We start from the raw sequence: 25,702 nt of genomic DNA, 5'->3' as shown, positions 1-25,702 counted from the left end.
GGTGAACTTAAATGCGAGATGCATATATTGTAGCTTATGGACGTTCAGCAGCTGGTAAGGCAAAGAATGGAGCGATGGCTCACGAAAGACCAGATGAAGTGGCAGCAAAAGTATTAAAAGGTGTATTAGAAAGAGTTGGAGGTTCATTTGATCCTAGCATGGTAGAAGACGTTATCGTCGGCAATTCGTTCCCAGAAGGTTTGCAAGGACAGAACATTGCAAGAACGATTGCATTACTTGCAGGCATGCCAAACGAAGTACCAGGACAAACGGTCAACCGTTACTGTTCATCAGGGCTTCAAACAATTGCACATGCAGCAAACCAGATTAACGCGAATCAAGCAGACATCCTTGTAGCAGGCGGTATTGAATTAATGAGTGCAGTACCAATGGGTGGTAATGAACCAACGAATAACCCAATTCTACAGGACGAAGATTCAGGTGTTTCTTATCCAATGGGACTGACTGCAGAAATGGTAGCAGAAACTTATAATGTATCTAGAGAAGATCAGGATGCATATGCAGTACAGAGTCATCAACGTGCTACAAGAGCACAACAAGAAGGTAAATTTGATGACGAAATTATACCGATTGAAGTGAATAAAGTCACTTATGATCAAAATGGTCCAGTCGTTTCGAAAGAAGTATTTAAAGACGATGAATTAATCAGACCAGATACAAATAAGGAAACTTTAGCTAAATTACCTACAGTGTTTAAGGCTGACGGTACAGTGACCGCAGGCTCCTCGGCCCCCTTAACAGATGGTTCAGGGTTTGTCGTGGTCATGTCTGGTGAAAAAGTGAAAGAATTAGGCGTGAAACCAATTGCACGCTTCGTTGGCTTTAAAGCCGTGGGCGTAGATCCTAAATTAATGGGTATTGGTCCAGCTTATGCAATTCCAGAAGCATTGAAATTAGCAAACTTGGATGTTAAAGATATTGATTTAGTTGAGTTAAACGAAGCATTTGCATCTCAAACGTTAGCCTCTATTAGAGAAACAGGTTTAGATATTGAGAAAACGAATGTTAACGGCGGTGCAATTTCGCTAGGGCATCCGCTTGGCGCAACAGGCGCGATGTTAGTAGGAAGATTACTTTCTGAAATGAAGAAACAGCCAGATACGAAATACGGCATGGTTACGATGTGTATTGGTGTTGGCATGGGCGCTGCTGGTATCTTTGAATATGTAAGATAATCGTAGTTTGAATATGTAATAAATAACCCCTTAAGCGTAAGATAAATGCTTAAGGGGTTTTGATATGAATTAAATCATTGTTCTGTGCTTAGTTATACTTGATACATACTAATAAACGTCTCGTTGATAACGTTGATTTTTAATTAAATCTCTTAAATAGTCTTCTGCACTATCTTGACTGTAATTACCATGTTTAATCAGTACATTCACTAATGCTTGATGGACACCTGAAGCCATCTCATCTTTATTTCCACATAGATAAATCGTAGCGCCCGCTGTCATCCATTTATAAAATTCAGCACTATTATCTTCAATACGATGTTGGACATAAATTTTAGTTTCAGTATCTCTTGAAAAAGCTAAATCTAATTTACTGAGTACACCGTCACTCAGCCAGCCCTCTAGATCACTCTGATAAAGGAAGTCTGTATCATAATTTTGGTTGCCAAAAATAAGCCATTGTGAGCCTTTAAGATCTAAATGTGCACGTTCTTGTAGATAGGCTCTGTAAGGTGCAATGCCTGTGCCAGCACCAATCATAATGACAGGTGTTGTTTCTTCATAAGGAAATTTGAAGTTTGGATTCTTTTTAAGATAAACAGGTATATGATCACCAGGTTTTATACGTTCAGCAAGTTGAACGGAACAAACGCCTAGACGTTCACGGCGATGTGCTTCATATTTCACGACACGTACTGTGATTTGTACACGATTTGGATTAACGTTGTTACTGCTTGCGATTGAATATTCTCTAGGTGGTAACTTTCTTAATAATTTCGGTAACATTTTTGGTTGAAGTGATACGGGTGAAAAGTCTTTAATCAAATCGATGACATCTCGACCATAAATATAATCTTGAATCCAATCACTATTTTGAACATTTGCATTTAACATTGGGTTACTGAATAATTCAGCGGCACTGCTCATTAATGCAGGTGTTATTTTTGAAATTTCAAAGTGATGTGTCAATGCATCTTTTAATGTTAGTTGCTGTTCATCTTTATCAACATAAACAAGTGTTTCAGCGTCCCAGCCTAAAGTATCGATAAAGTGTTCAACAAGGGCAGGATCATTTTCAGGGATCACTACTAAACTATCTCCAGGCTCATATGATTCGTTATAACCCTCAAGAGACAATTCAAGATGTCTGACTTCGCGTGTTGCATTGGCTTCAGTCAGTACATTATTTTGTATCACTTCAGCTTGAAATGGGTTTGATTTGGAATACTGACCATGAGGTTCTTCAATTGTGACTTCATCGTCTATCACATCATTTGAATCTGTGTTTGGCGAAACGTTGGTCAATAGCTCTAGCATATCTGTGATCCATTGTTCTGCTACTTCTTCAAAATCAAAATCACAATCTACCCTTTCAGCTAATCGATGGCCACCAAGTTTACCAAAGATTTCATTAAAGTCTCTTCCTGCCTGACAAAAATCGGGATAGCTTTCGTCTCCTAATGCGAGTACAGAGAAGTTTAATCCATCTAATTGTGGGGCTTTATCACTGTGCATAAACTCATGGAAATCTATCGCATTGATTGGGGGCTCACCCACGCCTTGTGTAGAGCATATGATAAACAAGTAATCTATATTTGTCAGTTCATCTAGCGGAAAATCATCCATCTCCGACAAATGAACGTTTAAATTGTGTTCCTTTAATTTTGCTTCAAATTGCTCGGCAACTTCTTCAGCATTACCTGTTTCAGTTCCAAATAGAATATTTACTTCTAAAGGTTCAGCCGTCGTTGTTGATTCAGGTGTTGAATCAGCAGTTGCTCCTGAGGACGTCGTATGACCATCTTGTTCTTCAGGATTTAGCAAATAACTACCCAACCACTGTTGCTGGCTTGAAGATAATGTTGGCAGAAGTTGATTTATAAGTTCCAATTGTTCTCTATTAAAAGGGGTATTGTTTTCATTAAGTTGCAAATCATTCACCTCGTTTTTTTATTGTATGAGGTTTGCGTAAACATCATGTCCTTAAATCATAACATCATTGAATTACTTTATTAATTAATTGAAATAGGATTAATGTTTTTGATTCTCTGAAATGATTTGGTTTATTTCATTTACATCTCTTTGCGCTCTCCTACTTTCAATAAACCAAATAATAAAGTAAATCATTGTATATATGAGAATAAATACGATGATGACCGAGATTCGGAGTGGAAACCAACCTGCTAATATGCCTAAAGGAAACATGACTATCAACATGACACTAAAGTGAATAACCGTCTTTTTAAAAATTGAGAGGCGGGTATGTGAAAATATTAGTTCACCAAAACTAAATGTGACACCGATGCATGCCCAAATTAGAACGGATATCAGCATAATCTGTAACTCAGTGAAGTGTTCATAGTAAAATCGTCCCATCGTCGATATTGGAGAAACGGGCATAAATTGCGTATGTGAAAAAATAAAAGAAAATAATAACGAAATCATCGTGCCTATGGAAACGCCTATAGTTGCCCCATGTATTATCCTTTTCATAGTTTTAAAGCCTCCTTTATTATAGATAAGTATCTTCTGGAAGAATATGTGAAGTCATCATTTGAAAAGCGAATTTCTATGGTTCCATTTTTATTGAGTTTCAAATGGTCGATATAATCTATATTGATGATTTCTGATTTAGATATTTGTAGGAAGTTTGAACTTAATTGTTTTTTGATGGTATATAGCCTTTCGTTCAGCGTAAATTGTTGATTCGATGTATATATAGTTAGTATTTTATTTTCCATCCTGAAACATATAATATCTCGCTGTTTTATAAAGTGAATTTCATCATTATATTTCCCAGTAAATGTTTTTCGGTTGGATAATTGTTTGATGTATTGCACGATATCCGACAAATTTTCTGCATTTTCGTTAGCTTGTATGATAACTTCATCTTCTGATAGTTCATTGTTGTATTTAACTCTCACCTTCATATGCAACGCCTCCTGTTAAGTTAAGTAAAACAAATATGAGCATTAAATACTATATAGTTTAATTAAGCGGTCAGTATTGCTAACTAAGTGGTAACAAATGCACATTAAGCGGATGAACTTTAAAGATGCACATATAAATACCCCCCAAATCATTTTTGGTAGGCAATGATTTGGGGGTATAATTTATATATTTTAAAAGGAGATGTTGAGATATCAGAAGGGCTCAATTTCTTAATATCTTTGTACATATATAATAGCTAGGCTTTTAAGTTTGGGGTGCTCGTGTATATCTAATGATATTTTAAAGATTTAGCCATTAGGGTGTAATAGCGAATGCGCGTACAGGAAATCCTGGCGCGTCTTTAGGTTTAGGGCTAATCGTGTAAATAATGGCGCCTCGTGTGGGTAGTTGATCTAAATTGGTCAACAGCTCAACTTGGAATGTATCTTGTCCTAGGACGTAACGTTCGCCAACAATATTACCATTTTTGGCTACATCTATCGAAGCATCTGTATCAAATGTTTCGTGACCAATGGCTTTGACCTGTCGTTCTTCGAGCAAGTATTTTAAAGCATCGAGGCCCCAACCAGGTAAATGAAGGTCGCCATTGCTGTCTTTATTCTCGAACTGTTCGATGTCTGGCCAACGTTTCGACCAATCACTGCGTAAGGCGACAAATGTACCAGGTTCTATTGTTCCATGCGTTGCTTCCCATTGTTCGACATGTGTGCGAGTTAAGATAAAATCTGCATGCGCTGCTACTTCTTGTGAAAAATCTAAAACTACAAGTGGTAGAGCGAGTTCTTTTAAATCTAATTCATGTAAATAGCGTGTGTTTTCCACAAAATGAATAGGTGCATCAATATGTGTACCGTACTGACTTACTATATTCCAATTTTGAACATAAAAGCCATCGTCTGCTACGTTAAACAGGGTAGAAACTTTAGCGCGTTCAAATTCACTGAAACACGGAATGGTTTCATCAAATGTGTGGGTCAAATCGACCCACTTTGATGATTTTAATTGCTCTAATTGTTCCCATAATGGATAACTCATGTGTATCACCACCTTTTTTAATCGTTATACTGTTGCTGTGTTTGTTGATTTTCGTAACTTATCAACGGCATTTACTAAGACACTTAATGCTTCTTTTACTTCATCTTCTTTACGTGTCTTCAAGCCGCAATCTGGATTGACCCAGAATAGCGAACGGTCAATTTCTTGTAAGGCACGGTGGATTGCTTCTGTAACTTCTGATTCAGTCGGAATACGTGGACTATGAATATCATATACCCCTAAACCAATACCTAAATCGTAAGTAATATCTTCGAAGTCTTTAATCAAGTCACCATGGCTACGAGATGTTTCAATAGAAATCACGTCTGCATCTAAGTCGTAGATTGCATGTATGATTTGTCCAAATTGCGAATAGCACATATGCGTATGAATTTGCGTTTCATCAGCCACGGAAGATGTTGCAAGTTTAAAAGAATGTACAGATTTGTTTAAATAGTCTTCGTGATATTCTGAACGAAGCGGTAAACCTTCTCTTAAAGCAGGTTCGTCTACTTGAATAATTTGAATGCCTTCATTTTCAAGTGCCAATACTTCTTCATTAATAGCGAGTGCAATTTGATCTTGTACTTCTTCACGCGGTAAGTCTACGCGTTCAAATGACCAGTTCAGAATTGTGACAGGTCCAGTGAGCATACCTTTTACAGGCTTGTCTGTTAAACTTTGTGCATATAGCGTTTCTTTCACTGTAAGAGGTTCAGCCCATTTCACATCGCCATAAATGATAGGTGGTTTCACCGCACGCGATCCGTATGATTGTACCCAGCCGAATTTAGTTACTAAGAAACCTTGTAGTTTTTCACCAAAGAATTCAACCATATCATTACGTTCAAATTCACCATGGACTAAGACGTCTAAACCAATATCTTCTTGAATTTTAATCCAACGTGAAATCTCATTTTTTAAGAATGATTGGTAATCTTCATCTGAGATGCGGTCATTTTTCCAATCCGCACGGTATTTACGTACTTCTTGAGATTGTGGAAATGAACCGATTGTTGTCGTTGGTAAATCTGGTAAATTAAGACGTTTGTCTTGTGCTTGTTTACGTACTTTAAAAGCAGATTGTCTTGAAGTGCGTACGCTATCAAAATCATATTCAAGATTTTTAAATGATTGGTTTTGGAAACGATTATAGCGTGCTTTTAATTCATTATATTTTTCAGCATCATTGTCATTAAATAGGCGTCTCAAAGCATCTAATTCGTCTAATTTTTCAGTAGCTAAGCTTAAACCCTCGGCAATTGAATCTTCAAGTGTTTCATCATCTAATGATACAGGAACGTGTAATAGCGACGCTGATGGTTGAATAACAAGGTCATTTGTATAATTTTGTAAAGTGTCGATGAGTTCTTTTTTAGCTTCAATGTCGGCAGCCCAAACATTACGGCCATCGATAATACCTGCATAAAGTGTTTTGTTTTTATCAAAATCGCCAGCTTTAATTTGTTCAAGGTTAAAGTTATGGTCATGAACGAAATCTAGGCCGAGCCCTTTAACTGGTAGGCTGTTTAAAAACTTTAAATTAACGCGTTCGAAATAAGTTTGTATCACGATATGATTTTCTAAACCAGCATCAGCGAAATATGCATATGCTGCTTGTGTAATACTTTCATAATCTGCACTATCATCTGTCACTAATGCAGGTTCGTCGATTTGAATATATTCAGCCCCAGCATCTTTTAATGATTGTAGAACTTCTTTATATAAAGGTAGTAGTGTGTTTACTTTTTCTTCGAAAGATTGGTCGCCACCTTTAGATAATTTAACAAATGTAATTGGACCTACAATGACTGGATGTGCGTTTACGTTTAAAGATTTTGCATAGTTAAAGCGTTCTAATAATACATTGTGATTAAGTTTCGGTTCTGCATGATCCCATTCTGGAACGATATAGTGATAGTTTGTGTTGAACCATTTGATTAAGGCACTTGCAACGTGTTCTTTATTACCTCTAGCAATATCGAATAATAAATCATCATCTATGTCTCTACCTTGGAAACGTTCAGGAATAATATTGAAGAGTAAAGACGTATCAAGAATATGATCATAAAGTGAAAAATCACCGACAGGAATACTTGATAAATTGTAATTTTTTTGTAGTAATAAATTTTCTTTATGCAAATCTGTTAATTGCTGGTGTAATGTATCTAAATCTAATTTTTTAGACCAGTAACCTTCGATTGCTTTTTTCCACTCTCTTTTTCTACCTAATCTTGGAAAACCTAAGTTTGATGTTTTAATAGTCATAATATTGCCTCCTGTTTAGTTGAAGTAATTGATTTTGAATAAGCTGCAAGTTCTAATGTGTAATCTACTTTTTGGAATGGTGTAATTAAATACAAGCCATTAAAATATTCATGTACTGTGTCAATCAGTTCTTTGGATAGTTTCAAGCTTAATTCTTTTGTTTTTGTTTTATCATCTTTAACGGCTTCAAATTGTTCTAACACTTCTTCTGATAATTTAATGCCAGGCACTTCGTTGTGTAAAAATATTGCGTTATTATAACTTGTCACTGGCATAACCCCGATAAAGAAGGGAACATCTAAATGTTTGGTTGCTTCATAGACTTCTTTAATTTTTTCAGTGCTATAAACTGGTTGTGTAATAAAGTAGTGCGTACCACTTTCTAATTTTTTTTCTAAGCGTTTTACTGCACCGTCTAATTTTCTTACATTTGGATCAAAGGCACCTGCGATGTTGAAGTTTGTCTTTGTCTTCAGCGCATCACCATCTGTGTTGATACCTTGGTTGAAACGTAATGCAATTTCGGTTAAACCTTTGGAGTTTACATCGTATACGTTTGTGGCACCTGGTAAGTTGCCTATCTTAGAAGGGTCACCTGTAATAGTTAATATTTCATTGATGTCTAGTAGTGATAGCCCTAATAAGTGTGATTGCAATCCAATAAGATTGCGGTCGCGACAAGTGATGTGCACTAATGGTTCAATATCGTATTGTTGTTTAATAATGCTTGCTGCAGCGACATTACTAATTCTTACGGTTGCTAAAGAATTGTCGGCTAATGTGACTGCATCGATATAGGCATCATCAAGTTTTTTGATATTTCTGAAAAATGTATCTGTGTCTAAGTGCTTCGGTGTATCTAATTCAACTATAATCGTCGGTCGTTGCTTTACCTTTGATGTTAGGCTCTGAGATTGTGTTTTTTTAGATGAAGTACTTGTATATTTTGTGATCGGTATTACATTTTTATCTGTTACGGGTTTTAAATTAGCTATGGATGATTTAATGAATTGAATATGCTCAGGTGTTGTACCACAACAACCACCAATGACGCGAACACCTTCGTTAATAAGTTTCTGTGCTACATTGCCAAAATACTCAGCGTTATCGCTGTATTTGAATTGGCTATTTTCGATATCAAGCAAACTTGCGTTCGGATAGCACGATAAGTATGCGCCTTCTGGTAACTCAATATGTGAGAATGACTGTTGCATATGGTGGGGGCCATGATGACAATTCAACCCCACAATATCAGCGCTACTTGCTGCTACTTGTTGTAACGCGGTATTAATCTCTGTACCATCTCTTAAATAATTTGTATTCAAAGCAGTGAGTTGCGCAATAATCGGTATATCGTGTTTACGTTTTGTCGCTTTTATAATATTTGTAAGTTCTTCTAAGTCGTAATAAGTTTCAAAGAGTAAACCATCTACGCCAGATTCTACTAAAGTATCCACTTGAATTTCTGTATGATATTGAATCGCAGATAGACCTAAATCTTCTTGTTTAACGCCTCTAAATCCTCCAACAGTACCTAATATGAATGTGTCATCTTTTGCAGCTTCTTGTGCGATTTTTACAGCAGATTGATGAATTTCTTTCACTTTATGTTCTAAGCCAAAGTCTTTTAACTTTTCAAAATTTGCGCCATACGTATTGGTCTGTATAATATCTGCACCGGCTTCAATATAAGAACGATGGATATGTGCTACTTTCTCAGGATGTGTTAAGTTGTAAGCTTCGGGACAAGTATCTAGGCCTTCAGAGTAAAGAATTGTGCCGATAGCGCCGTCAGCTACTAATATGTTGTTCTTCAGTTTGTCGATGAGTTGACTCATTGAAAGCCTCCTTAATTGCGTAATTTAAATCTGAAATTAATTCATCTGCAGATTCTAAACCAACACTTAATCTAAATAATCCAAATGTAATGTTACGTTCTTCGCGTACTTCTTTAGGTACTGCTGCGTGTGACATTGTAGCTGGGTGTGAAAGGATTGTTTCTACGCCGCCTAAACTTACAGATACGAGTGGTAATGATAATGCGTCTACAAATGCTTGTGCTTTGGTTTCGTCTTTCAATCTAAATCCTAATACTGCACCGCCATGACGTGCTTGTGATAAATGTAAGTCGTCATTTCCCGGGTAATATACTTCAGCAATTTCATCGCGCTGAGCTAAGAATTCATAAAGTTGTTGCGCATTTTCCACAGATTGATTGAATCTCACTGGCAACGTTTTCAAATGTTTGGCTAAAGTCCAGCTATCGTGGGCGGATAATGCTGTGCCAGTGCCATTTTGTAATAAATAAAGTGCATCTGCTACGCTTTGATTATTGGTAATCGCTACACCGGCAATAATGTCGCTATGACCACTTAAGAACTTCGTTGCACTATGAACAACGATATCTGCACCAAGTGCTAATGGTGATTGACCAAGTGGTGTCATAAATGTGTTATCCACTGCGAGTAAGAGTTGATGTTGCTTGGCGATGTGCGCAACACCTTTAATATCTGTAATTTTGAATAATGGATTAGATGGTGTTTCCACATAAATCAGTTTTGTGTTGTCTTGTATTGCATCTTCTATCTCATTTAAGTTTGTCGTATCTACTGTTGAAAATTGAATGTTAAAACGTGTTAAAATCTGTTCAGTTAGTCTGAATGTGCCACCATAAACATCATCAGGTAGGACAACGTGATCACCAGCATTTAACGTAAGCAATACTGCTGAAATTGCGGCGATACCTGAAGCATAAGCAAATGCATGACTGCCACCTTCTAGTTTGGCTAATTTTTCTTCTAATAATGCTCTATTAGGATTACCACTTCGTGCGTAGTCGTATTTTGCATTGCCACCTAACACTTTTTGATGAAACGTAGAAGAATCATATAAAGGAGGGTTCGCTGAATCATAATCAGTACCTCTATGTGCATCGAATATTACTTCTGTCTCTTTTGATAAACTCATGAAATCACTCCTTGGTTAGATGTTTGTAATGCTTGTATGATATCTTTCTCAATATCTTCATAATTTTCAATTCCGATAGATAATCTAAGTAAATGTTCATCAATGCCGCGTTTGTCTTTTTCCTTATCTGGCATATCTACATGGGTTTGGGTATATGGAAATGTTATGAATGTTTCAGTACCGCCGAGACTTTCGGCGAATAAACAAACTTTTAAATGTTCTAAGAATTTATCAGCTTTATAAGCTTTGTTTAAACGTAAGCTCAACATGCCAGTGCGTCCGCTATAAAGTACTTTATCAATTGCGTCTAAGTTACTACATCGTTCTGCGAGTAGTTTAGCGTTATGTTCTGAACGATCCATTCTGATGTGTAGTGTTTTTAAACCACGTTGTAGTAAATAACTATCGAAAGGTGATAGTGTAGCACCAATCATATTGTGTAACTGTGCTAATTGTTCTGCTAGCGCATCGTCATTCACTGTGACAACACCAGCAAGTACATCGTTATGACCACCTATATATTTTGTAGCAGAATGTAAGACGATGTCTGCACCATCCTCGAGTGGCGTTGAAAGATAAGGTGTTAAAAATGTATTATCTATAATTGTTAGTAAATTGAATTTTTTACTTAAGATATAGTACGGATCAATATCAACATCTATCATTTGTGGATTAGAAATTGGTTCTATAAATAGTGCTTTTGTATTTTCAGTAATACTTTGTTCTACTTCTTCATAATTAAGGAAGTCTACATATTTGAAATGAATACCGTACTGTTGCTCGTAAAAATCAAAAAGTCTAAATGTGCCACCATATAAATCGAAAGATACCAATATTTCGTCACCAGTTTTGAATAAGTTACAAATAAGTTGAATGGCTGACATGCCACTTGAAGTTGCAAATGAAGCAGTACCTCGTTCTAGTTTTGCAAAAGCTTCCTCAAATGCTGAGCGAGTTGGATTTTTCGTTCTTGTATAGTCGTAACCAGTTGATTCGCCTAGGTGAGGGTGTTGGTATGCTGTTGATAAATAGATTGGATTTGCAACTGCGCCTGTATGATCTTGTGACAAAGCAATTTGTGCCAGTTCAGTATTTTTCATAATAGATAACCTCCTTTTAAAAATAAAAAAAGCTTCCGTCCTTTACACCCGAATAATCGGATATAAAGGACGAAAGCTTAGCTCGCGGTACCACCTTTGTTTGTTACTCTATCACTAAAGTAACCTTATCCAGTACGCCAAATTGTTGAATAGGCAACAAAGACTGAATAGTGACATCGTATCTTCGTTGAAATTAAAAAACTCATCTTATATGAATAAAATGAGTATTAACGAAATATACGACGCGTGGATTTAATCCAGTACGCCATTTAACAAAATGTTAATACTGTATCGCTATAACGGGCGATCCCGTTGACGCCTCATATTGGTATCAACACTCAAAGGCCATTTTCAAACTTTCTTTCCGTGTCTTCTTTCAGCGAACAAAGACTCTCTGTGTCAGCAGTGTAAGTTTTACTTTCCCTATTACTGTGTTTCGTATGTGTAATTCGTATTTGATATACCTTAGATTACACACCAAAATACTTTTTGTCAACAACTTATCTGAAAATTTAGAGTAAACAAATTATTTTCCATGTATATTTACTGTCATGAGAGTGATGATATACTGTGAATATATTAAATACGTAAAGAGATATTGGATGAGGAAAGTAGGTGTATGATAATCGAAAATTCAAAAGATCATAGATTACAATTAGAAGAAGATGCTCAAATTCAACAAGTTAAAGTAACGACTATTAAAGCGAACCCTTATCAACCACGTAAAACATTTGATGAGGAACGTTTAAATGACTTAGCAAAATCGATTAAACTTCACGGTATTTTACAACCTATCGTATTAAGAAAGACTATTACGGGTTATCACATTGTAGTAGGTGAACGACGTTACCGAGCGGCAAAAATAGCAGGGTTAACAGAAGTGCCCGCAATTGTTAAAGCACTAACTGATGAAGATATGATGGAACTTGCCATTATTGAGAATTTACAACGCGAAGATCTCAATGTCATTGAAGAAGCAGAAAGCTATCGTCAATTAATGGATGATTTAAAGCTAACCCAACAAGAAGTTGCAGCGCGTTTAAGTAAATCTAGACCTTATATTGCGAACATGCTGCGTTTGCTACAGTTACCTAAAGACGTATCGAATATGATAAGAGAAGGTACACTATCTGGTGCGCATGGACGTACCTTATTAATTGTAAAAGATGTACAAAAAATGCGTCAAATCGCCAAGCAAGTCTCCCGGGAGTCTTGGAGTGTTCGTTATTTAGAGCAATACGTAAATGAGAATTATAATGAAAAAAATACAAAGACGAAAACACAGAAAGCAGCTTCAAAACCTAAGTTTATTCAACAACAAGAAAGACAACTTAAAGAACAATATGGTTCAAGCGTTTCTATTTCTACACATAATAAAAAAGGAAACATCACTTTTGAATTTAAATCAGAAGCTGAATTTAAAAGATTAATCCATCAATTAAATGAGAAATATAATAATGATTAACTTACTTCATATGTGAGGAATAAAACACTGTAATTTTAGACTGACTTGCCTAGGACACTGACTCAGCTTGCAGTCTTTGGCTCGTGCTGGTTCCTCATGCGACTCGTCAACATTTTGATAAATGTTAAATATAGCATCACTAAAAAAGGACATGTTGAATTTTGAGTTCAACATGCCCTTTTTTATATCAATGTTTCGTATTGTGGTGCGCGCTTTCCGTGGATATGGTTTGAGACTGTGGCATTGAGATGGATGCCATTCTCATAAGGAGTCTTTCAAACAATACACATCATCCATAGGTGCTACTATTTTTTATAGACTAATTTCCCGTTACAAATCGTTGCTTCAATTAAGTTGTTATCGAGTGTTACATCTTCCTCGAGAGGATTACGATTCAGTATGACAAAGTCTGCAACATGTCCAACTTTAATTGTACCTTCGTAGTCTTCTGTATGATTTAAACGCGCTGCATCTGCAGTCATCTTTTTATATGCAGAGCTGCGAGATAAACATTGGTGGGAACCAAGTATCTCACCGTTTTTAGTTTTTCTATCAACAGCAATCTGAATAGATTCTAAAGGAGAAATCGGTGTCACTGGCGCATCCGTATGCAAAGTAAACACCATGTTTTCATCTTCTGCCCATTTAACTGGGTCTAAATTTTGCGCTTTATCGCTGCCTAAAAAGACATCACGGTGTAAGTCACCAAAATAATACACATGATTAATAAAGAAAGAGCCTCCAATATGATGCTCTACCATTTCTTTAATATCTGAACGTGTTACTGTTTGTAAATGTTCAACTCTATTGCGCAAAGCATTTGTTTTATACGCTGCTGTATCCTTATAAGCTTCTATTACAGATTTGGCTGCATAATCACCATTTGCGTGGGTAATAATATTAAAGCCTAATTGCTGAAAATGTTTGAATTTTTCTGTCATCACATCTTGTGACATTAAAGGTTCAGGTGGTGTTGCGCCATCTAAGTAAGTGCCTCTTATAGAAGCAGTTTGTAACTGAATAGATCCGTCATTAAAGAATTTTACGCCGCCTAAATGACTCATACGATCACTATGCTGTTGAAAAGTACGATCAAGTGTTTCGGCATGGACGTCTTTAAATTCAGGATGTTTTTCCAATAATTCATGCGTAATCACCCAGCGTGTGCGGATACGTTGAGGTGCGTTTAAGAATGTTAATATGCCTTCATAGTCTGCGTACCCATTACTGCCGATGAGTAAATCAGACGTATTCGTTATACCATTTTTTACATAATCATCAATTGCTAAATTCATACTATAAGCGAAACTATCTGCTGTAGCTTTAGGTAGTGCTGCTCTTAATTTAACAGTAGCTGGCAATTCAATAAGCACACCGTTGACATAGCCTTCTGAATCTCGTTGGTAATAACCACCTTCTGGATTATCGTCTGTTAGGTTAACACCCATAACTTCAAGTGCCTTGGTATTTACAGTAGCCATATGACCAGAGTAATGCATAATCGCAATTGCAGTATCCTGAGAAATTTGGTCTAAGTCAAAACGATTAGGATGACGTTGTTCGGTTAAAGCTTTTTCGTTATAACCGTAACCTATCAACCAACCGCTGTTAGTTAAGCTATGCTTATTGTCATTAAATTTATTAATTAAGTCTGTGATGTTTAGAATGTCAGAAGCAGCACAATCTACCATTAATTTTGTTGAACCATAGCCTGTCGGATGACTGTGCGTATCTATAAAACCAGGTGTAATCCATTGTTGTTCCAAGTCTAGCGCACTGTCATCTTCTACGATAGCTTCTTGTGGCACAATGTCAGAGATGACACCGTCATTTAATATTAGCGTGCCTAAAAATGGTTCGTTATCTTCCATATTCAAAATCATTGCATTTACTATTTTTGAAAATTTCAAAGTAAAGCCTCCTACGTGTCTTTTGTATCCATTACATATACTAATCTTGAAAAAAAGTAATTTCAATTGATAACATATTTTAAAGAGAAATTTATTAGTTTAAAATATAAGTTTTTAAGTAGTATAAGTTTTAAATTCATGTTATGCGCATTGTTTATTTTTAAAAAACAGAAAATAGTTACAAATTTATGAACATAGAATGTAAATGTTGTGTGAAATAAGTTTCAATTTATTGTAAGTAATTGAAGTTCGTATAATAATGGATATATACAAAAAATTAGGAGGGCCAATATGTTAACTCAAGAAGAGATACAAACAATTAAAGAAACAGTGCCATTACTAAAAGATAAAGGACAAACGATTACATCAATTTTTTATAAGAGACTCTTTGAACAACATCCAGAATTAAAAAATGTATTTAATCAAACTAACCAAAAAAGAGGATTACAATCTTCAGCACTTGCAATGGCTGTATTAGCAGCAGCTGAAAATATCGAAGATTTGTCACCGATTGTTCCAGCGATTATGCCTGTTGTATACAAACACTGTGCATTACAAGTTAAACCCGAACATTACCCAATTGTTGGTGAAAATTTAATATGGGCGATTGAAGAAGTGACTGGTCTTGAAGATGAAGATCCAATTATCCAAACATGGATTAAAGCTTATGGAGAAATTGCTGATGCGTTTATCGGTTTAGAAAAAGAAGTTTACAGTAATATGGCTTGGGATGGTTTCAAACCATTTGAAGTTACTGAAATCACTGAAGAAACTGAGATTATTAAAGCATTTACAATTCAATCAGAGGATATTGATTTAAGTCAATTTGTTCCTGGTCAATATATTACTGTAGATATTACGAGTGAAAAACTACCTTACCAAGCTAAGAGACATTACTCTATCGTTGATGGTGGTAAAGACTTCTTAACATTTGGAGTTAGAAAAGATGTTACTGAAGCGCATGAAGGTGAAGTATCAACAATTCTACACGATGAAGTGTCAGTTGGAGATACGTTAAGCTTATCTGCGCCAGTAGGTGGTTTTGCTTTAGCGAATAAAGAAAATAAACAATTATTCTTAGGTTCAGGTGTGGGCGTTACGCCACTTGTCTCTATGTATAAAGAAGCGGTCGACGCAGGTTTAGAGTCAACATTCTTACAATCAACATCTAATGCGCAAAATGTCGCTTTTGAAAACAAATTAAACGATATTTCTGATCGCGCTTCATTTGCACGTTTTGACACACATTTCCGTGATGAAGACGGCTTTATTGAAGTAGCACAACTACAACAATATGTAGATAATGAAACAGAAATTTATATTTGTGGTGGCGATTCATTCTTAAAAGCAATGATTTCTGAATTACAAACAATTGGCGTGCCAATGGATAATATTCATTTCGAAACATTTATTCCAAGACTTAGTTTTTCAGCATAATTATTAGATAAAATTGAATTTATTTTATGAACTAGCGCCAATGACATTTAATTGTTATTGGCGCTTTTGTCATTTGATTAAAAATAAATTATGATCTTATAATAATTAAAATAAGAAAAATATTTTTAAAAAATAAGAAATGTTGATGCAACGTGTTTTACAACGTTGTTAATGAAAATTACATTATTATTTAAAAATAATTATCGAAAACATTTTGAACACGCCATGTTAAACGCTTACATTTAACAAAATTATACTGTTTTTAATAGAAACTATAGTTTAAAAGTACGCTTGACATAAAAAATTACAATGAGTAAAGTATGTATCATAATTATTTTCGAATAATTCTAAAGACTAAAAATGATATGAATTTTAAACACAGCACATTAAAGAAAGGGGATGAACCCATTAATGTCAGAGGAAAAAATAACATATGAGCACTTTAAAACCGACGCTTTTAGTGACTTAAATATTTCAGATGAAACTAAAGGCGCACGTCAGGTTATCGCATGGGCATATGAAATGTATGGTGATTCGATAGTTTATGCATGTAGCTTTGGTGCGGAAGGTATGATCTTAATTGATTTAATTTATAGTGTTAGAAAAAATGCTGAAATCGTATTTTTAGATACTGATCTTCATTTTCAACAAACCTATGATTTAATCGAGAGGGTGAAAATGCGTTATCCAGAACTGAATATCAAGCTTAAAAAGCCAGAATTAACACTAGATGAGCAGTCAGAGCAATTCAATTCTGCACTTTGGAAAAATGATCCTAATCAATGTTGTTACATACGTAAAATTAAGCCACTGGAAGAAGTGCTATCAGGTGCTACAGCTTGGGTTTCAGGATTGCGTAGAGAACAATCGCCAAGTCGTCAATTTACAAATTATGTAAACAAAGATGAAAGATTTAAATCAGTAAAAGTGTGCCCGCTTATTCATTGGACCTGGGATGATGTATGGCATTATATTAAAAAACATGAATTACATTATAACGAACTACATGATTTTAATTTTCCGAGTATTGGCTGCATACCTTGTACATCAGCAGTTTCAACTTCCGGAGACTCAAGGGAAGGTAGATGGAGTAATTCTAACAAGACAGAATGTGGTCTTCATACTACTGAAAAACCATAATTTAGATTAAGATTCTTTTTTTTACTATTAATCCTTAGTATACACATCGGATAGGTATAGAATGAAAGCATTATTTATTCAATAAATATATTATGAGTAAGATATAGAGCTGTTTTTCAGACATGAGCTTAGGACATGAATATATATCTCAAACTCAATTATTAAATTGGCAATAGCTGACTGAATTGAAAATATGCTTATGCAGGAGCTTCAGCCCTTGTATTTCATTTTCTAGTCATCCTTGCCGGTCTGGGCTCATACAACGAAATCTTATTAGAAAAATTAGATTTCTGTCCCACTCCCATAAAAACAAAAAAGAGGTGAACTTGCGGTGAATTTATCTGTATCAAATAGTCCATTTAATGAGCATCAAGCAGACCAACTCAATCAGGTTGTTAGCATTTTAACCACAGAACAAAAAGTTTGGTTGAGTGGTTATCTTTCAGCATATCAAAACACTTTAGTCAGTGATGCTGAAGCCCCACAGCAAGTAGCAGAATATGTATTAAATAGTGAGTCAGAAGACAATATTGATAGAAATATAACAATACTTTATGGCTCAGAAACTGGTAATGCGCAAAGTTTGGCAGAAATTTTTGCAGATCGATTAGTAGAACATAACTACACTGTGAAATTGACTGCAATGGACGAGTTTAAACCTAAAGACTTGAAAAAAGTAGAAGATTTATTTGTGATTTCAGCTACGCATGGTGAAGGTGATCCACCAGATAATGCACTTACATTTCATGAATTTTTACATGGCAGAAAAGCGCCTAAATTAGAAGGTGTACGTTATTCAGTACTTGCTCTTGGAGATGAATCATATGAGTTCTTTTGCCAAACAGGGAAAGACTTTGATGCTAGATTTTTAGAATTAGGCGGAGAACGTTTAGTAGCAAGACGTGATTGTGATTTAGATTTTGATGAGCAAGCTGAAGCCTGGATGAATGAAAATATTCAACAACTCAACCAATCATCGAGTCATAAAGAATCAGTAATACTAGCAGAAACAGCACAGGCTACAAAAGAAAAGCGTTACTCCAAGTCGAATCCATATGAAGCAGAAGTATTGGAGAACATCAATTTGAACGGCCGAGGGTCTAACAAGGAAGTAAGGCATATTGAGTTTTTACTAGATGACTATGGTGAGACATATGAACCAGGTGATTGCTTAGTCGTAGTGCCACAAAATAATCCGAATATTGTGGCATTACTTATTGAAACTTTAGGTTGGCATGCTCAAGATGAAATTGCTATTAATTCGAATGGTGACAAGCTCACACTCGAAGAAGCATTACGAGACCATTTTGAAATTACTAAATTAACAAAGAACTTAGTGCTAAAAGCCTCAACGTTATTTGAAAATACGACATTAACCGAGCAAGTAGAGGATACGTTATGGATACAAAGTTACATAGAAGGTCGAGACTTAATCGATTTATTAACAGATTTTCCACCGAGTCGATTTAATTCACAGTCATTACATCAATTGTTAAGAAAGTTACCACCGCGAGAGTATTCTATTGCAAGTAGTTTTCAAGCAAATCCAGATGAAGTGCATATTACAGTCGGTGCAGTAAGGTATGAGGCTCACGAACGTGAACGTGATGGTGTTTGTTCCGTACAATTAGCCGAACGCTTACAACCTGGAGATAGTATACCGGTTTATTTGAAGAAGAATCCTAATTTTAAATTTCCATTTAACGAAGAAATACCTGTGATAATGATTGGCCCAGGTACCGGAGTTGCACCATTTAGATCATATCTTCAAGAGCGAGAGGAACTTGGATTAACTGGTAATACATGGCTGTTTTTCGGAGAACAGTACTTTACTACAGATTTTTTATATCAAACGGAATGGCAAACTTGGTTAAAAGATGATGTATTAAGCAAATTAGATGTAGCATTTTCACGCGATTCAGAAGAAAAAATTTATGTGCAACATCGTATTGCTGAACAAAGTGCAACATTTTACGAATGGATAATGAATGGCGCTGCATTATATATATGTGGTGATGAAAAACAAATGGCTAAAGATGTGCATGAAACGATTCGCTACGTATTAGAACAAGAAGGCGGCATGTCTGAAACGGATGCCGAAGCGTATCTTACACAAATGAAAAAAGAAAAACGTTATCAAAGAGATGTTTATTAAAAGAGAGGTAGGGATAATGTATGGCTGAAACGAATGTAAGCTTTTCTGACAGACTCGATGAATTAGAACGTATCAAAGAGCATAGTAATTATCTCCGTGGCACGATTGTTGAAGGTTTAGCAGATAGAATTACTGGTTCGATTACAGAAGATGATACAAAACTTTTAAAGTTTCATGGCAGTTATATGCAGGACGACCGAGATATTAGAGATGAACGTCGTAAGCAAAAATTAGAACCGGCATACAGTTTCATGATTAGAGTACGTGCGCCAGGCGGTGCTTCAACGGCTGAACAGTGGATTGCGATGGACGATATTGCGAATACTTATGCCAATGGAACAATCAAACTTACGACAAGGCAAGCATTTCAATTTCATGGCATTTTAAAGAAAAATTTAAAAAGTTCTATGCAAAGTATAAATCAGGCATTACTAGATTCTTTAGCAGCTTGTGGTGACGTGAATCGTAATGTGATGTGTAATCCGAATCCTTATCAGTCTCATGTACATGGAGAAATTAATCAAATTGCGAATGACATCAGTCGACACTTGTCACCGAAGACGCAAGCTTATCACGAAATTTGGTTAGATGGTGAGAAAGTATTAGATACGAGTGATGCAGAACCTGAGCCAATGTACGGTAAAACGTATCTTCCACGTAAATTTAAGATTGGTATTGCAGTGCCACCTTCGAATGATATCGATGTTTATTCACAAGATGTTGGTTTGATTGCCATTATAGAACAAGACGAACTCGTCGGTTTCAATGTAACAATTGGTGGTGGCATGGGAATGAAACATGGCAATACAGCTACCTATCCTCAAGTAGGTCGGCTGATTGGCTATTTTCCTAAAGCAGAAGTTGTGGACGTTTGTGAAAAAATATTAACGATTCAACGAGACCATGGTAATCGTGAAGACCGTACGAACGCACGTTTTAAATATACAGTAGATCGCAAAGGCGTAGAGTGGGTTAAAAATGAATTAAACGCACGTCTGGGATGGCAATTAGAAAGTGAACGACCATATCATTTTGACCATAATGGAGATCGCTATGGTTGGACAGAAGGCAGCGGTAAATGGCACTTCACGCTATTTATACAAAATGGACGAGTCAAAGATACGGATGACTATAAATTAAAAACAGCGTTAAGAGAAATTGCTCAAATTCATAAAGGTGATTTTAGACTAACTCCTAACCAAAATTTAGTTATTGCGCATGTTTCTGACAGTGAAAAGCCAAAAATAGAAAAAATCATCTCAGAATATAGTCTGACAGATGGCGAACATTATACAGGCTTAAGACGAAATTCTATGGCATGTGTTGCTTTTCCGACTTGTGGTTTAGCGATGGCTGAATCCGAACGTTATTTACCATCACTTATTGGAAAAATTGAAGAATTATTAGATGAAGCAGGATTAAACGACGAAGAAATTACGATTCGAATGACAGGTTGCCCTAACGGATGTGCCAGACCTGCATTAGCAGAAATTGCATTTATAGGTAAGGGCCCAGGAAAATATAATATGTACTTGGGTGGCGGATTTACAGGCGATCGATTAAATAAAATTTTCAAAGAAAATATAGCAGAAGCTGAGATTTTAGAAAGCTTGAGACCGATATTAATCCAATATGCGAAAGAAAGAACCGAGGGTGAACATTTTGGTGATTTCGTCATACGTGCAGGCATCGTAGCCGAGGTTAAAGACGGTCAAGTATTTCATAACTAATAAATTGAGAAGGTGGTGTCAAGATGAGCAAAGTATTTTTAGTAGGCGCGGGTCCAGGAGATCCTGATTTAATCACAGTAAAGGGATTAAAAGCGATTCAACAAGCAGACATCATTTTATATGACCGACTAGTAAACAAAAAATTATTAAGTCATGCATCGCCGCAAGCGAAGTTTATGTATTGTGGGAAAGATCCTTATCGTCATTCTTTATCACAAGAAGATACGAATAAGTTGTTAGTGAATTTTGCGAAAAAAGGTCAAACCATTACAAGATTAAAAGGTGGAGATCCTTTTATTTTTGGAAGAGGTGGAGAAGAAGCAGAAATTTTAGCAGAACATCAAATTCCATTTGAAATTGTGCCAGGTATTACATCAGGTATCGCAGCACCTGCATATGAAGGTATCCCCGTTACACATAGAGATTATAGTTCATCTGTTGCCTTTGTTACAGGTGTGATTAATAAGAATATAGATAAAGATTCGTATTGGAAACATCTTGCTCTCGGTCCAGAAACACTGTGCATTTATATGGGTGTCAAAAAATTACCAGAAATTAGTAAACTATTGATTAAACATGGACGTCCCATTGATACACCGGTTGCTTTGGTTCAGCTTGGTACATCAGAGAATCAAAAGACAGTGGTTGGTAAGTTGATGAACATTGTTGAAGTTGCCAAAGATATTGAAAACCCAGCAATGATTGTCGTAGGCGAAGTGGTCAAATTAAGAGAACATATCAGTTGGTTTGAAGCGGGACAATCAGAAGCGTCACTTGCGAATTTAACATATCAATAGAGGGAGGTCTTAGTATGCGAGGCGTCTTATATGTCAGCCACGGTAGTAGGGTAGATGAAGCTGTTACAGAAGCTGTGAACTTTATTGAATCAGTTAAAAATCAAATCGATGTGCCATTACAAGAAACATGCTTCTTAGAATTAACACAGCCTAATGTGTCACAGGGTTTTCAGCGATTAGTTAATAAAGGAGCAACTGAAATTTCTGTGATACCCGTACTTTTACTAAGCGCAGGACATTATTTCAAAGATATACCGACAGAAATTCAACGAAATCAGCAAATGTACCCACATGTCAAAGTTTCTTATGGAAAACCATTAGGGGTACAACGCCGGTTAACTGAAATACTACATCAAAGAATTGAAGAAACACATATGACACCTAATATGGATGCGAAAGTATTGATCGTGGGCAGGGGGAGTTATAATCCTCAAACACAAAAAGACCTCTCGACAATCAAAGCGCAGTTACAAGATATAAATATTAATTTAGACATTGAAGTGTGTTATTTGGCTGCGTGTGGGCCTTCATTTGAAGAAACGCTTCAAGATGCAGTCAATAAAGCACATTCACAAATATTTGTAGTTCCATATTTGTGGTTTACAGGTATTTTAGAACGTCACATAGCAACAACTATAGATGACTATCAAGTAGAGCATGGCATTGTACTGTGTGACCGACTTGGCAACCATAGTCATTTACAAATTGCATTGAAAGAACGTGTAGAAGCAACATTTGAAACTGTAAACCAGTAACAGTCTTAATTACTCAAGATAGTAAGGAGTGACATAATGCCATTGATTCCACTCATGATTGATATTTCAAATAAGAAAGTCTTTGTAATTGGCGGTGGTGAAGTTGCAGAACGAAGAGTGAATACTTTAGTCAATTATGCCAAAGACATTCATGTGATTAGCCCCACTATTACTGAAAATTTGAAAGATATGGTTCAACACTCAGTAATAAAATGGAGTGAAAAATTATTTGAAATTAACGATATCCAGCAGGCAGATTTCATTGTTGTAGCGACAAATAGCGCATCTACAAATCAATGTGTATTGCAACATAAACCAAGTCACGCAATGATAAATATGGCTGGAGCAGCGAACTCTGGTGATGTGGTATTTCCAAGCATATTACGACGTGGCAAGTTGATATTAAGTATTTCTACAAACGGCGCAAGCCCAGCGCTCACAGCACAAATTCTCGCTGAATTTCAACAACAGTTTACGAGTCGTTATGAAGTGTATGTAGATTTCTTATATGAATGTAGACAACGCGTTAAACGGAGTTCGTTATCTTCATTAGAAAAGCAAAGATTTTTGAAATCAATTTTAGCAGATCGTTATTTGGAAAAAGATAACCAAAGAGATGTGGTTAAATGGCTTGATTCACTGAACTAAACACAATTCGGAAGGAGTATGACACATGTATAAGTTATTTATCTTCGCACTTGCAGGATTTCTCGCACAATTGATAGATGGTTCCCTTGGTATGGGATTCGGTGCATCTTCTTCCTCAATATTATTAACTTTCGGTATAGCGCCAGCAATCGCATCTGCAACGATTCATTTTGCTGAAGTTGCAACAACTGCTGCTTCTGGCACAGCACACTGGAAGTTTGAAAATGTGCACAAGCCGACAATGATTAAATTAGCAATTCCAGGCGCAATTACAGCATTTATTGGAGCGGCGTTTTTAAGTCATATACATAGTAATTTAATTAAGCCTTTTATTGCTGTGTTTTTATTAACTATGGGTTTTTACATTTTATACCAATTTTTATTTAAAAAAGACAACCAAGTACAAAAAGATGCAAGTAAAATAGGGCGTTACGCTATGATTCCACAAGGCGCAATTGCAGGTTTTCTTGATTCAGTTGGTGGCGGGGGCTGGGGTCCAGTCAACACACCATTGTTATTAGCTCAAAAAAAGTTAGAGCCAAGATATGCAATTGGTACCGTGTCTGCGAGTGAATTTTTCGTGGCACTCTCAGCATCAATTAGCTTTATTATCTTTTTAGGTTGGAGTCAGATTAATTTAGGTTTAGTGGTTTCATTGAGTATTGGAGGGTTAATTGCAGCACCTTTCGCAGCTTGGCTTGTTAAAATTTTACCGGTGAATATCTTAGCGGTTTGCGTAAGTGGTTTGATTATCTTTACTAATAGTAGTTCTTTAATCAGTGTTTTTGACCCAACACCAGTAATATCCATAACAATTAAAGTATCGCTTATTGTCATTTGGATTATTTTAATTACTTATGCTTTATATCAAAATAAAAAATTATCATTTTCAATTTCTAAAAATAAAGCAAACACGAATGAACTAGATTAAAACATAAAGGGAGTGTATAAGCATGACATTAACAACAGAAACAATTACAAATACGATTGAAGCACATGGTGGGAAACTCATTAACAGAGAAGTGAGTGACTTACTAAAAAAAGAATTATTGGCCGAGTTGAAATCATTATCTGCTATTACGCTGAATCCATGGAGTTTGTCAGATTTAGAGCTTATTGGTATTGGCGGGTTCAGTCCGTTAACAGGATTTATGAATGAAGCAGACTATACAAATGTAGTAGAAGACTTACATTTAAGTAATGGCTTAGTGTGGAGTATTCCCATCACTTTACCTGTAACTGAAGATAAAGCAAAGCAACTAGAGATAGGAACACGTGTCGCATTATACGGTGAAGATGAGCATTTATATGGCGTACTTGAATTAGAGGGAAAATATACGTACGACAAAGAGAAAGAAGCGCAACGTGTATATGGTACTACAGACATTGACCACCCTGGCGTGAAGAAAGTACATGAAAAAGGGAATGTCTATCTTGCTGGACCAATCTATTTACTAGATCGACCAAAGCATGACGATTTTGTAGATTATCATTTAGATCCCGCTGAAACGCGACAATTATTTAATGACTTGAATTGGAAGACAGTTGTAGGATTCCAAACAAGAAATCCAGTACATAGAGCACACGAGTACATACAAAAAGCAGCTTTAGAATCTGTTGATGGACTATTATTGAATCCGTTAGTTGGAGAGACAAAATCTGACGATATTCCAGCTGCTGTACGCATGGAGAGTTATGAAGTCATTCTTAATAATTATTACCCGGAAAATAAAGCACGTTTAGTCATTTATCCTGCGGCAATGCGCTATGCCGGTCCACGAGAGGCAATATTACATGCGACAGTAAGAAAAAATTATGGATGTACACATTTTATTGTTGGACGCGATCATGCTGGTGTAGGTAACTACTATGGTACTTATGAAGCACAAGAGCTTATTTCTAAATATGAAGCAGAGTTAGGAATACAAATTTTGAAATTCGAACATGCGTTTTACTGCAAAACTTGTGAAAATATGGCGACTGCGAAAACATGTCCACATGACGCTTCCTCACATTTACATTTGAGTGGTACAAAAGTTCGTGAAAAGCTTAAAAATGGAGAATCATTACCTAAGGCATTTTCAAGACCAGAAGTAGCAGAAGTATTGATTAAAGGTTTGCAAGAGCAATAATTTAAAGGAGTGAAG

General features: G+C 36.0%; 20 protein-coding genes and 1 other annotated feature. Of the genes, 11 read left to right on the top strand and 9 right to left on the bottom strand.

The features are described from left to right. Positions 1-11: 11 nt before the first annotated feature. Positions 12-1,196, top strand: coding sequence for a thiolase family protein (locus tag ACP3TL_RS11035; protein WP_069826325.1), 1,185 nt, complete (start codon positions 12-14; stop codon positions 1,194-1,196). A gap of 108 nt (positions 1,197-1,304) precedes the next feature. On the opposite strand, the gene ACP3TL_RS11030 is transcribed toward ACP3TL_RS11035, so the two are convergent. From ACP3TL_RS11030 to ACP3TL_RS10995, 8 genes are all read right to left on the bottom strand, one after another. Then, positions 1,305-3,128: an assimilatory sulfite reductase (NADPH) flavoprotein subunit gene (locus ACP3TL_RS11030; RefSeq protein WP_069832281.1), complete on the bottom strand. Its 1,824-nt coding sequence runs from the start codon at positions 3,126-3,128 to the stop codon at positions 1,305-1,307. Positions 3,129-3,227: 99 nt separating this feature from the next. Next, positions 3,228-3,689 (bottom strand): DUF3021 domain-containing protein, encoded by a 462-nt coding sequence (locus tag ACP3TL_RS11025; protein ID WP_069832280.1) that lies wholly within the window; start codon positions 3,687-3,689, stop codon positions 3,228-3,230. Next, positions 3,686-4,126: a LytTR family DNA-binding domain-containing protein gene (locus tag ACP3TL_RS11020; RefSeq protein WP_069832279.1), complete on the bottom strand. Its 441-nt coding sequence runs from the start codon at positions 4,124-4,126 to the stop codon at positions 3,686-3,688. The genes ACP3TL_RS11025 and ACP3TL_RS11020 overlap by 4 nt, the downstream gene beginning before the upstream one ends. A 316-nt stretch (positions 4,127-4,442) precedes the next feature. Further along, positions 4,443-5,183, bottom strand: a complete 741-nt coding sequence (locus tag ACP3TL_RS11015; protein ID WP_069832278.1) for a cyclase family protein — start codon at positions 5,181-5,183, stop codon at positions 4,443-4,445. A gap of 24 nt (positions 5,184-5,207) precedes the next feature. Beyond that, the gene (gene metE / locus ACP3TL_RS11010) at positions 5,208-7,454 is read right to left on the bottom strand and encodes a 5-methyltetrahydropteroyltriglutamate--homocysteine S-methyltransferase (RefSeq protein WP_285336792.1); all 2,247 of its coding nucleotides are present in this window, start codon (positions 7,452-7,454) and stop codon (positions 5,208-5,210) included. Continuing rightward, on the bottom strand, positions 7,448-9,289 hold the full coding sequence (locus ACP3TL_RS11005; protein WP_069832276.1) for a bifunctional homocysteine S-methyltransferase/methylenetetrahydrofolate reductase: 1,842 nt from the start codon (positions 9,287-9,289) through the stop codon (positions 7,448-7,450). The genes metE and ACP3TL_RS11005 overlap by 7 nt, the downstream gene beginning before the upstream one ends. Next, complete coding sequence (gene metC / locus ACP3TL_RS11000; RefSeq protein WP_069832275.1) at positions 9,243-10,418, bottom strand: cystathionine beta-lyase MetC; 1,176 nt, start codon at positions 10,416-10,418, stop codon at positions 9,243-9,245. Before metC ends, ACP3TL_RS11005 begins: the two co-directional genes overlap by 47 nt. Then, positions 10,415-11,518, bottom strand: a complete 1,104-nt coding sequence (locus tag ACP3TL_RS10995) for an aminotransferase class I/II-fold pyridoxal phosphate-dependent enzyme (RefSeq protein WP_069832274.1) — start codon at positions 11,516-11,518, stop codon at positions 10,415-10,417. Before ACP3TL_RS10995 ends, metC begins: the two co-directional genes overlap by 4 nt. 62 nt (positions 11,519-11,580) lie before the next feature. After that, positions 11,581-11,957 (bottom strand) — a binding site (T-box leader). A gap of 180 nt (positions 11,958-12,137) precedes the next feature. Here ACP3TL_RS10995 and ACP3TL_RS10990 point away from each other — a divergent pair. Next, positions 12,138-12,983, top strand: coding sequence for a ParB/RepB/Spo0J family partition protein (locus tag ACP3TL_RS10990; RefSeq protein WP_069832273.1), 846 nt, complete (start codon positions 12,138-12,140; stop codon positions 12,981-12,983). A 305-nt stretch (positions 12,984-13,288) separates the two neighbouring features. Here the strand turns inward: ACP3TL_RS10990 and ACP3TL_RS10985 are convergent, their stop codons facing one another. Then, complete coding sequence (locus ACP3TL_RS10985; RefSeq protein ID WP_285326626.1) at positions 13,289-14,893, bottom strand: amidohydrolase; 1,605 nt, start codon at positions 14,891-14,893, stop codon at positions 13,289-13,291. A 291-nt stretch (positions 14,894-15,184) separates the two neighbouring features. On the opposite strand from ACP3TL_RS10985, the gene ACP3TL_RS10980 reads away from it, so the two are divergent. The 9 genes from ACP3TL_RS10980 to sat all read left to right on the top strand — a co-directional run bounded on the left by ACP3TL_RS10980 (position 15,185) and on the right by sat (position 25,687). Beyond that, positions 15,185-16,330, top strand: coding sequence for a globin domain-containing protein (locus ACP3TL_RS10980; protein ID WP_069814921.1), 1,146 nt, complete (start codon positions 15,185-15,187; stop codon positions 16,328-16,330). 411 nt (positions 16,331-16,741) lie between these two features. Beyond that, positions 16,742-17,470 carry a phosphoadenylyl-sulfate reductase gene (locus ACP3TL_RS10975; RefSeq protein WP_069832271.1) on the top strand — a complete coding sequence of 243 codons (729 nt, stop codon included), beginning with the start codon at positions 16,742-16,744 and terminating at the stop codon, positions 17,468-17,470. Positions 17,471-17,801: 331 nt separating this feature from the next. Beyond that, the gene (locus ACP3TL_RS10970; RefSeq protein ID WP_069832270.1) at positions 17,802-19,625 is read left to right on the top strand and encodes an assimilatory sulfite reductase (NADPH) flavoprotein subunit; all 1,824 of its coding nucleotides are present in this window, start codon (positions 17,802-17,804) and stop codon (positions 19,623-19,625) included. A gap of 20 nt (positions 19,626-19,645) precedes the next feature. Continuing rightward, a complete protein-coding gene (gene cysI / locus ACP3TL_RS10965; protein ID WP_069832269.1) occupies positions 19,646-21,355 on the top strand; it encodes an assimilatory sulfite reductase (NADPH) hemoprotein subunit in 1,710 nt (569 codons plus the stop codon). A 23-nt stretch (positions 21,356-21,378) separates the two neighbouring features. Then, complete coding sequence (gene cobA, locus ACP3TL_RS10960) at positions 21,379-22,152, top strand: uroporphyrinogen-III C-methyltransferase (protein ID WP_285326633.1); 774 nt, start codon at positions 21,379-21,381, stop codon at positions 22,150-22,152. A 14-nt stretch (positions 22,153-22,166) separates the two neighbouring features. Continuing rightward, positions 22,167-22,907 carry a sirohydrochlorin chelatase gene (locus ACP3TL_RS10955; protein WP_069832267.1) on the top strand — a complete coding sequence of 247 codons (741 nt, stop codon included), beginning with the start codon at positions 22,167-22,169 and terminating at the stop codon, positions 22,905-22,907. 36 nt (positions 22,908-22,943) lie between these two features. Then, complete coding sequence (locus ACP3TL_RS10950; RefSeq protein WP_069832266.1) at positions 22,944-23,555, top strand: NAD(P)-binding protein; 612 nt, start codon at positions 22,944-22,946, stop codon at positions 23,553-23,555. 25 nt (positions 23,556-23,580) lie between these two features. Then, positions 23,581-24,486: a sulfite exporter TauE/SafE family protein gene (locus tag ACP3TL_RS10945; RefSeq protein WP_069826340.1), complete on the top strand. Its 906-nt coding sequence runs from the start codon at positions 23,581-23,583 to the stop codon at positions 24,484-24,486. Positions 24,487-24,508: 22 nt separating this feature from the next. Further along, positions 24,509-25,687, top strand: a complete 1,179-nt coding sequence (sat, locus tag ACP3TL_RS10940; protein WP_069832265.1) for a sulfate adenylyltransferase — start codon at positions 24,509-24,511, stop codon at positions 25,685-25,687. Positions 25,688-25,702: the final 15 nt, after the last annotated feature.

The sequence above is a fragment of the Staphylococcus caseorum genome, from assembly GCF_049943195.1.
Taxonomy (GTDB): domain Bacteria; phylum Bacillota; class Bacilli; order Staphylococcales; family Staphylococcaceae; genus Staphylococcus; species Staphylococcus equorum_A.
The sequence above is the reverse complement of the archived record's forward strand: the minus strand, read 5'-3'. Positions and strand labels throughout refer to the sequence as shown.

Excerpts from the sequence above, each read along its gene's own strand:
- ACP3TL_RS11035 (WP_069826325.1), top strand. The coding sequence starts at position 12 with ATGCGAGATGCATATATTGTAGCTTATGGACGTTCAGCAGCTGGTAAG.
- ACP3TL_RS11025 (WP_069832280.1), bottom strand. The coding sequence starts at position 3,689 with ATGAAAAGGATAATACATGGGGCAACTATAGGCGTTTCCATAGGCACG.
- ACP3TL_RS11020 (WP_069832279.1), bottom strand. The coding sequence starts at position 4,126 with ATGAAGGTGAGAGTTAAATACAACAATGAACTATCAGAAGATGAAGTT.
- ACP3TL_RS11015 (WP_069832278.1), bottom strand. The coding sequence starts at position 5,183 with ATGAGTTATCCATTATGGGAACAATTAGAGCAATTAAAATCATCAAAG.
- ACP3TL_RS11005 (WP_069832276.1), bottom strand. The coding sequence starts at position 9,289 with ATGAGTCAACTCATCGACAAACTGAAGAACAACATATTAGTAGCTGAC.
- metC (WP_069832275.1), bottom strand. The coding sequence starts at position 10,418 with ATGAGTTTATCAAAAGAGACAGAAGTAATATTCGATGCACATAGAGGT.
- ACP3TL_RS10995 (WP_069832274.1), bottom strand. The coding sequence starts at position 11,518 with ATGAAAAATACTGAACTGGCACAAATTGCTTTGTCACAAGATCATACA.
- ACP3TL_RS10990 (WP_069832273.1), top strand. The coding sequence starts at position 12,138 with ATGATAATCGAAAATTCAAAAGATCATAGATTACAATTAGAAGAAGAT.
- ACP3TL_RS10980 (WP_069814921.1), top strand. The coding sequence starts at position 15,185 with ATGTTAACTCAAGAAGAGATACAAACAATTAAAGAAACAGTGCCATTA.
- ACP3TL_RS10975 (WP_069832271.1), top strand. The coding sequence starts at position 16,742 with ATGTCAGAGGAAAAAATAACATATGAGCACTTTAAAACCGACGCTTTT.
- cysI (WP_069832269.1), top strand. The coding sequence starts at position 19,646 with ATGGCTGAAACGAATGTAAGCTTTTCTGACAGACTCGATGAATTAGAA.
- cobA (WP_285326633.1), top strand. The coding sequence starts at position 21,379 with ATGAGCAAAGTATTTTTAGTAGGCGCGGGTCCAGGAGATCCTGATTTA.
- ACP3TL_RS10955 (WP_069832267.1), top strand. The coding sequence starts at position 22,167 with ATGCGAGGCGTCTTATATGTCAGCCACGGTAGTAGGGTAGATGAAGCT.
- ACP3TL_RS10950 (WP_069832266.1), top strand. The coding sequence starts at position 22,944 with ATGCCATTGATTCCACTCATGATTGATATTTCAAATAAGAAAGTCTTT.
- ACP3TL_RS10945 (WP_069826340.1), top strand. The coding sequence starts at position 23,581 with ATGTATAAGTTATTTATCTTCGCACTTGCAGGATTTCTCGCACAATTG.
- sat (WP_069832265.1), top strand. The coding sequence starts at position 24,509 with ATGACATTAACAACAGAAACAATTACAAATACGATTGAAGCACATGGT.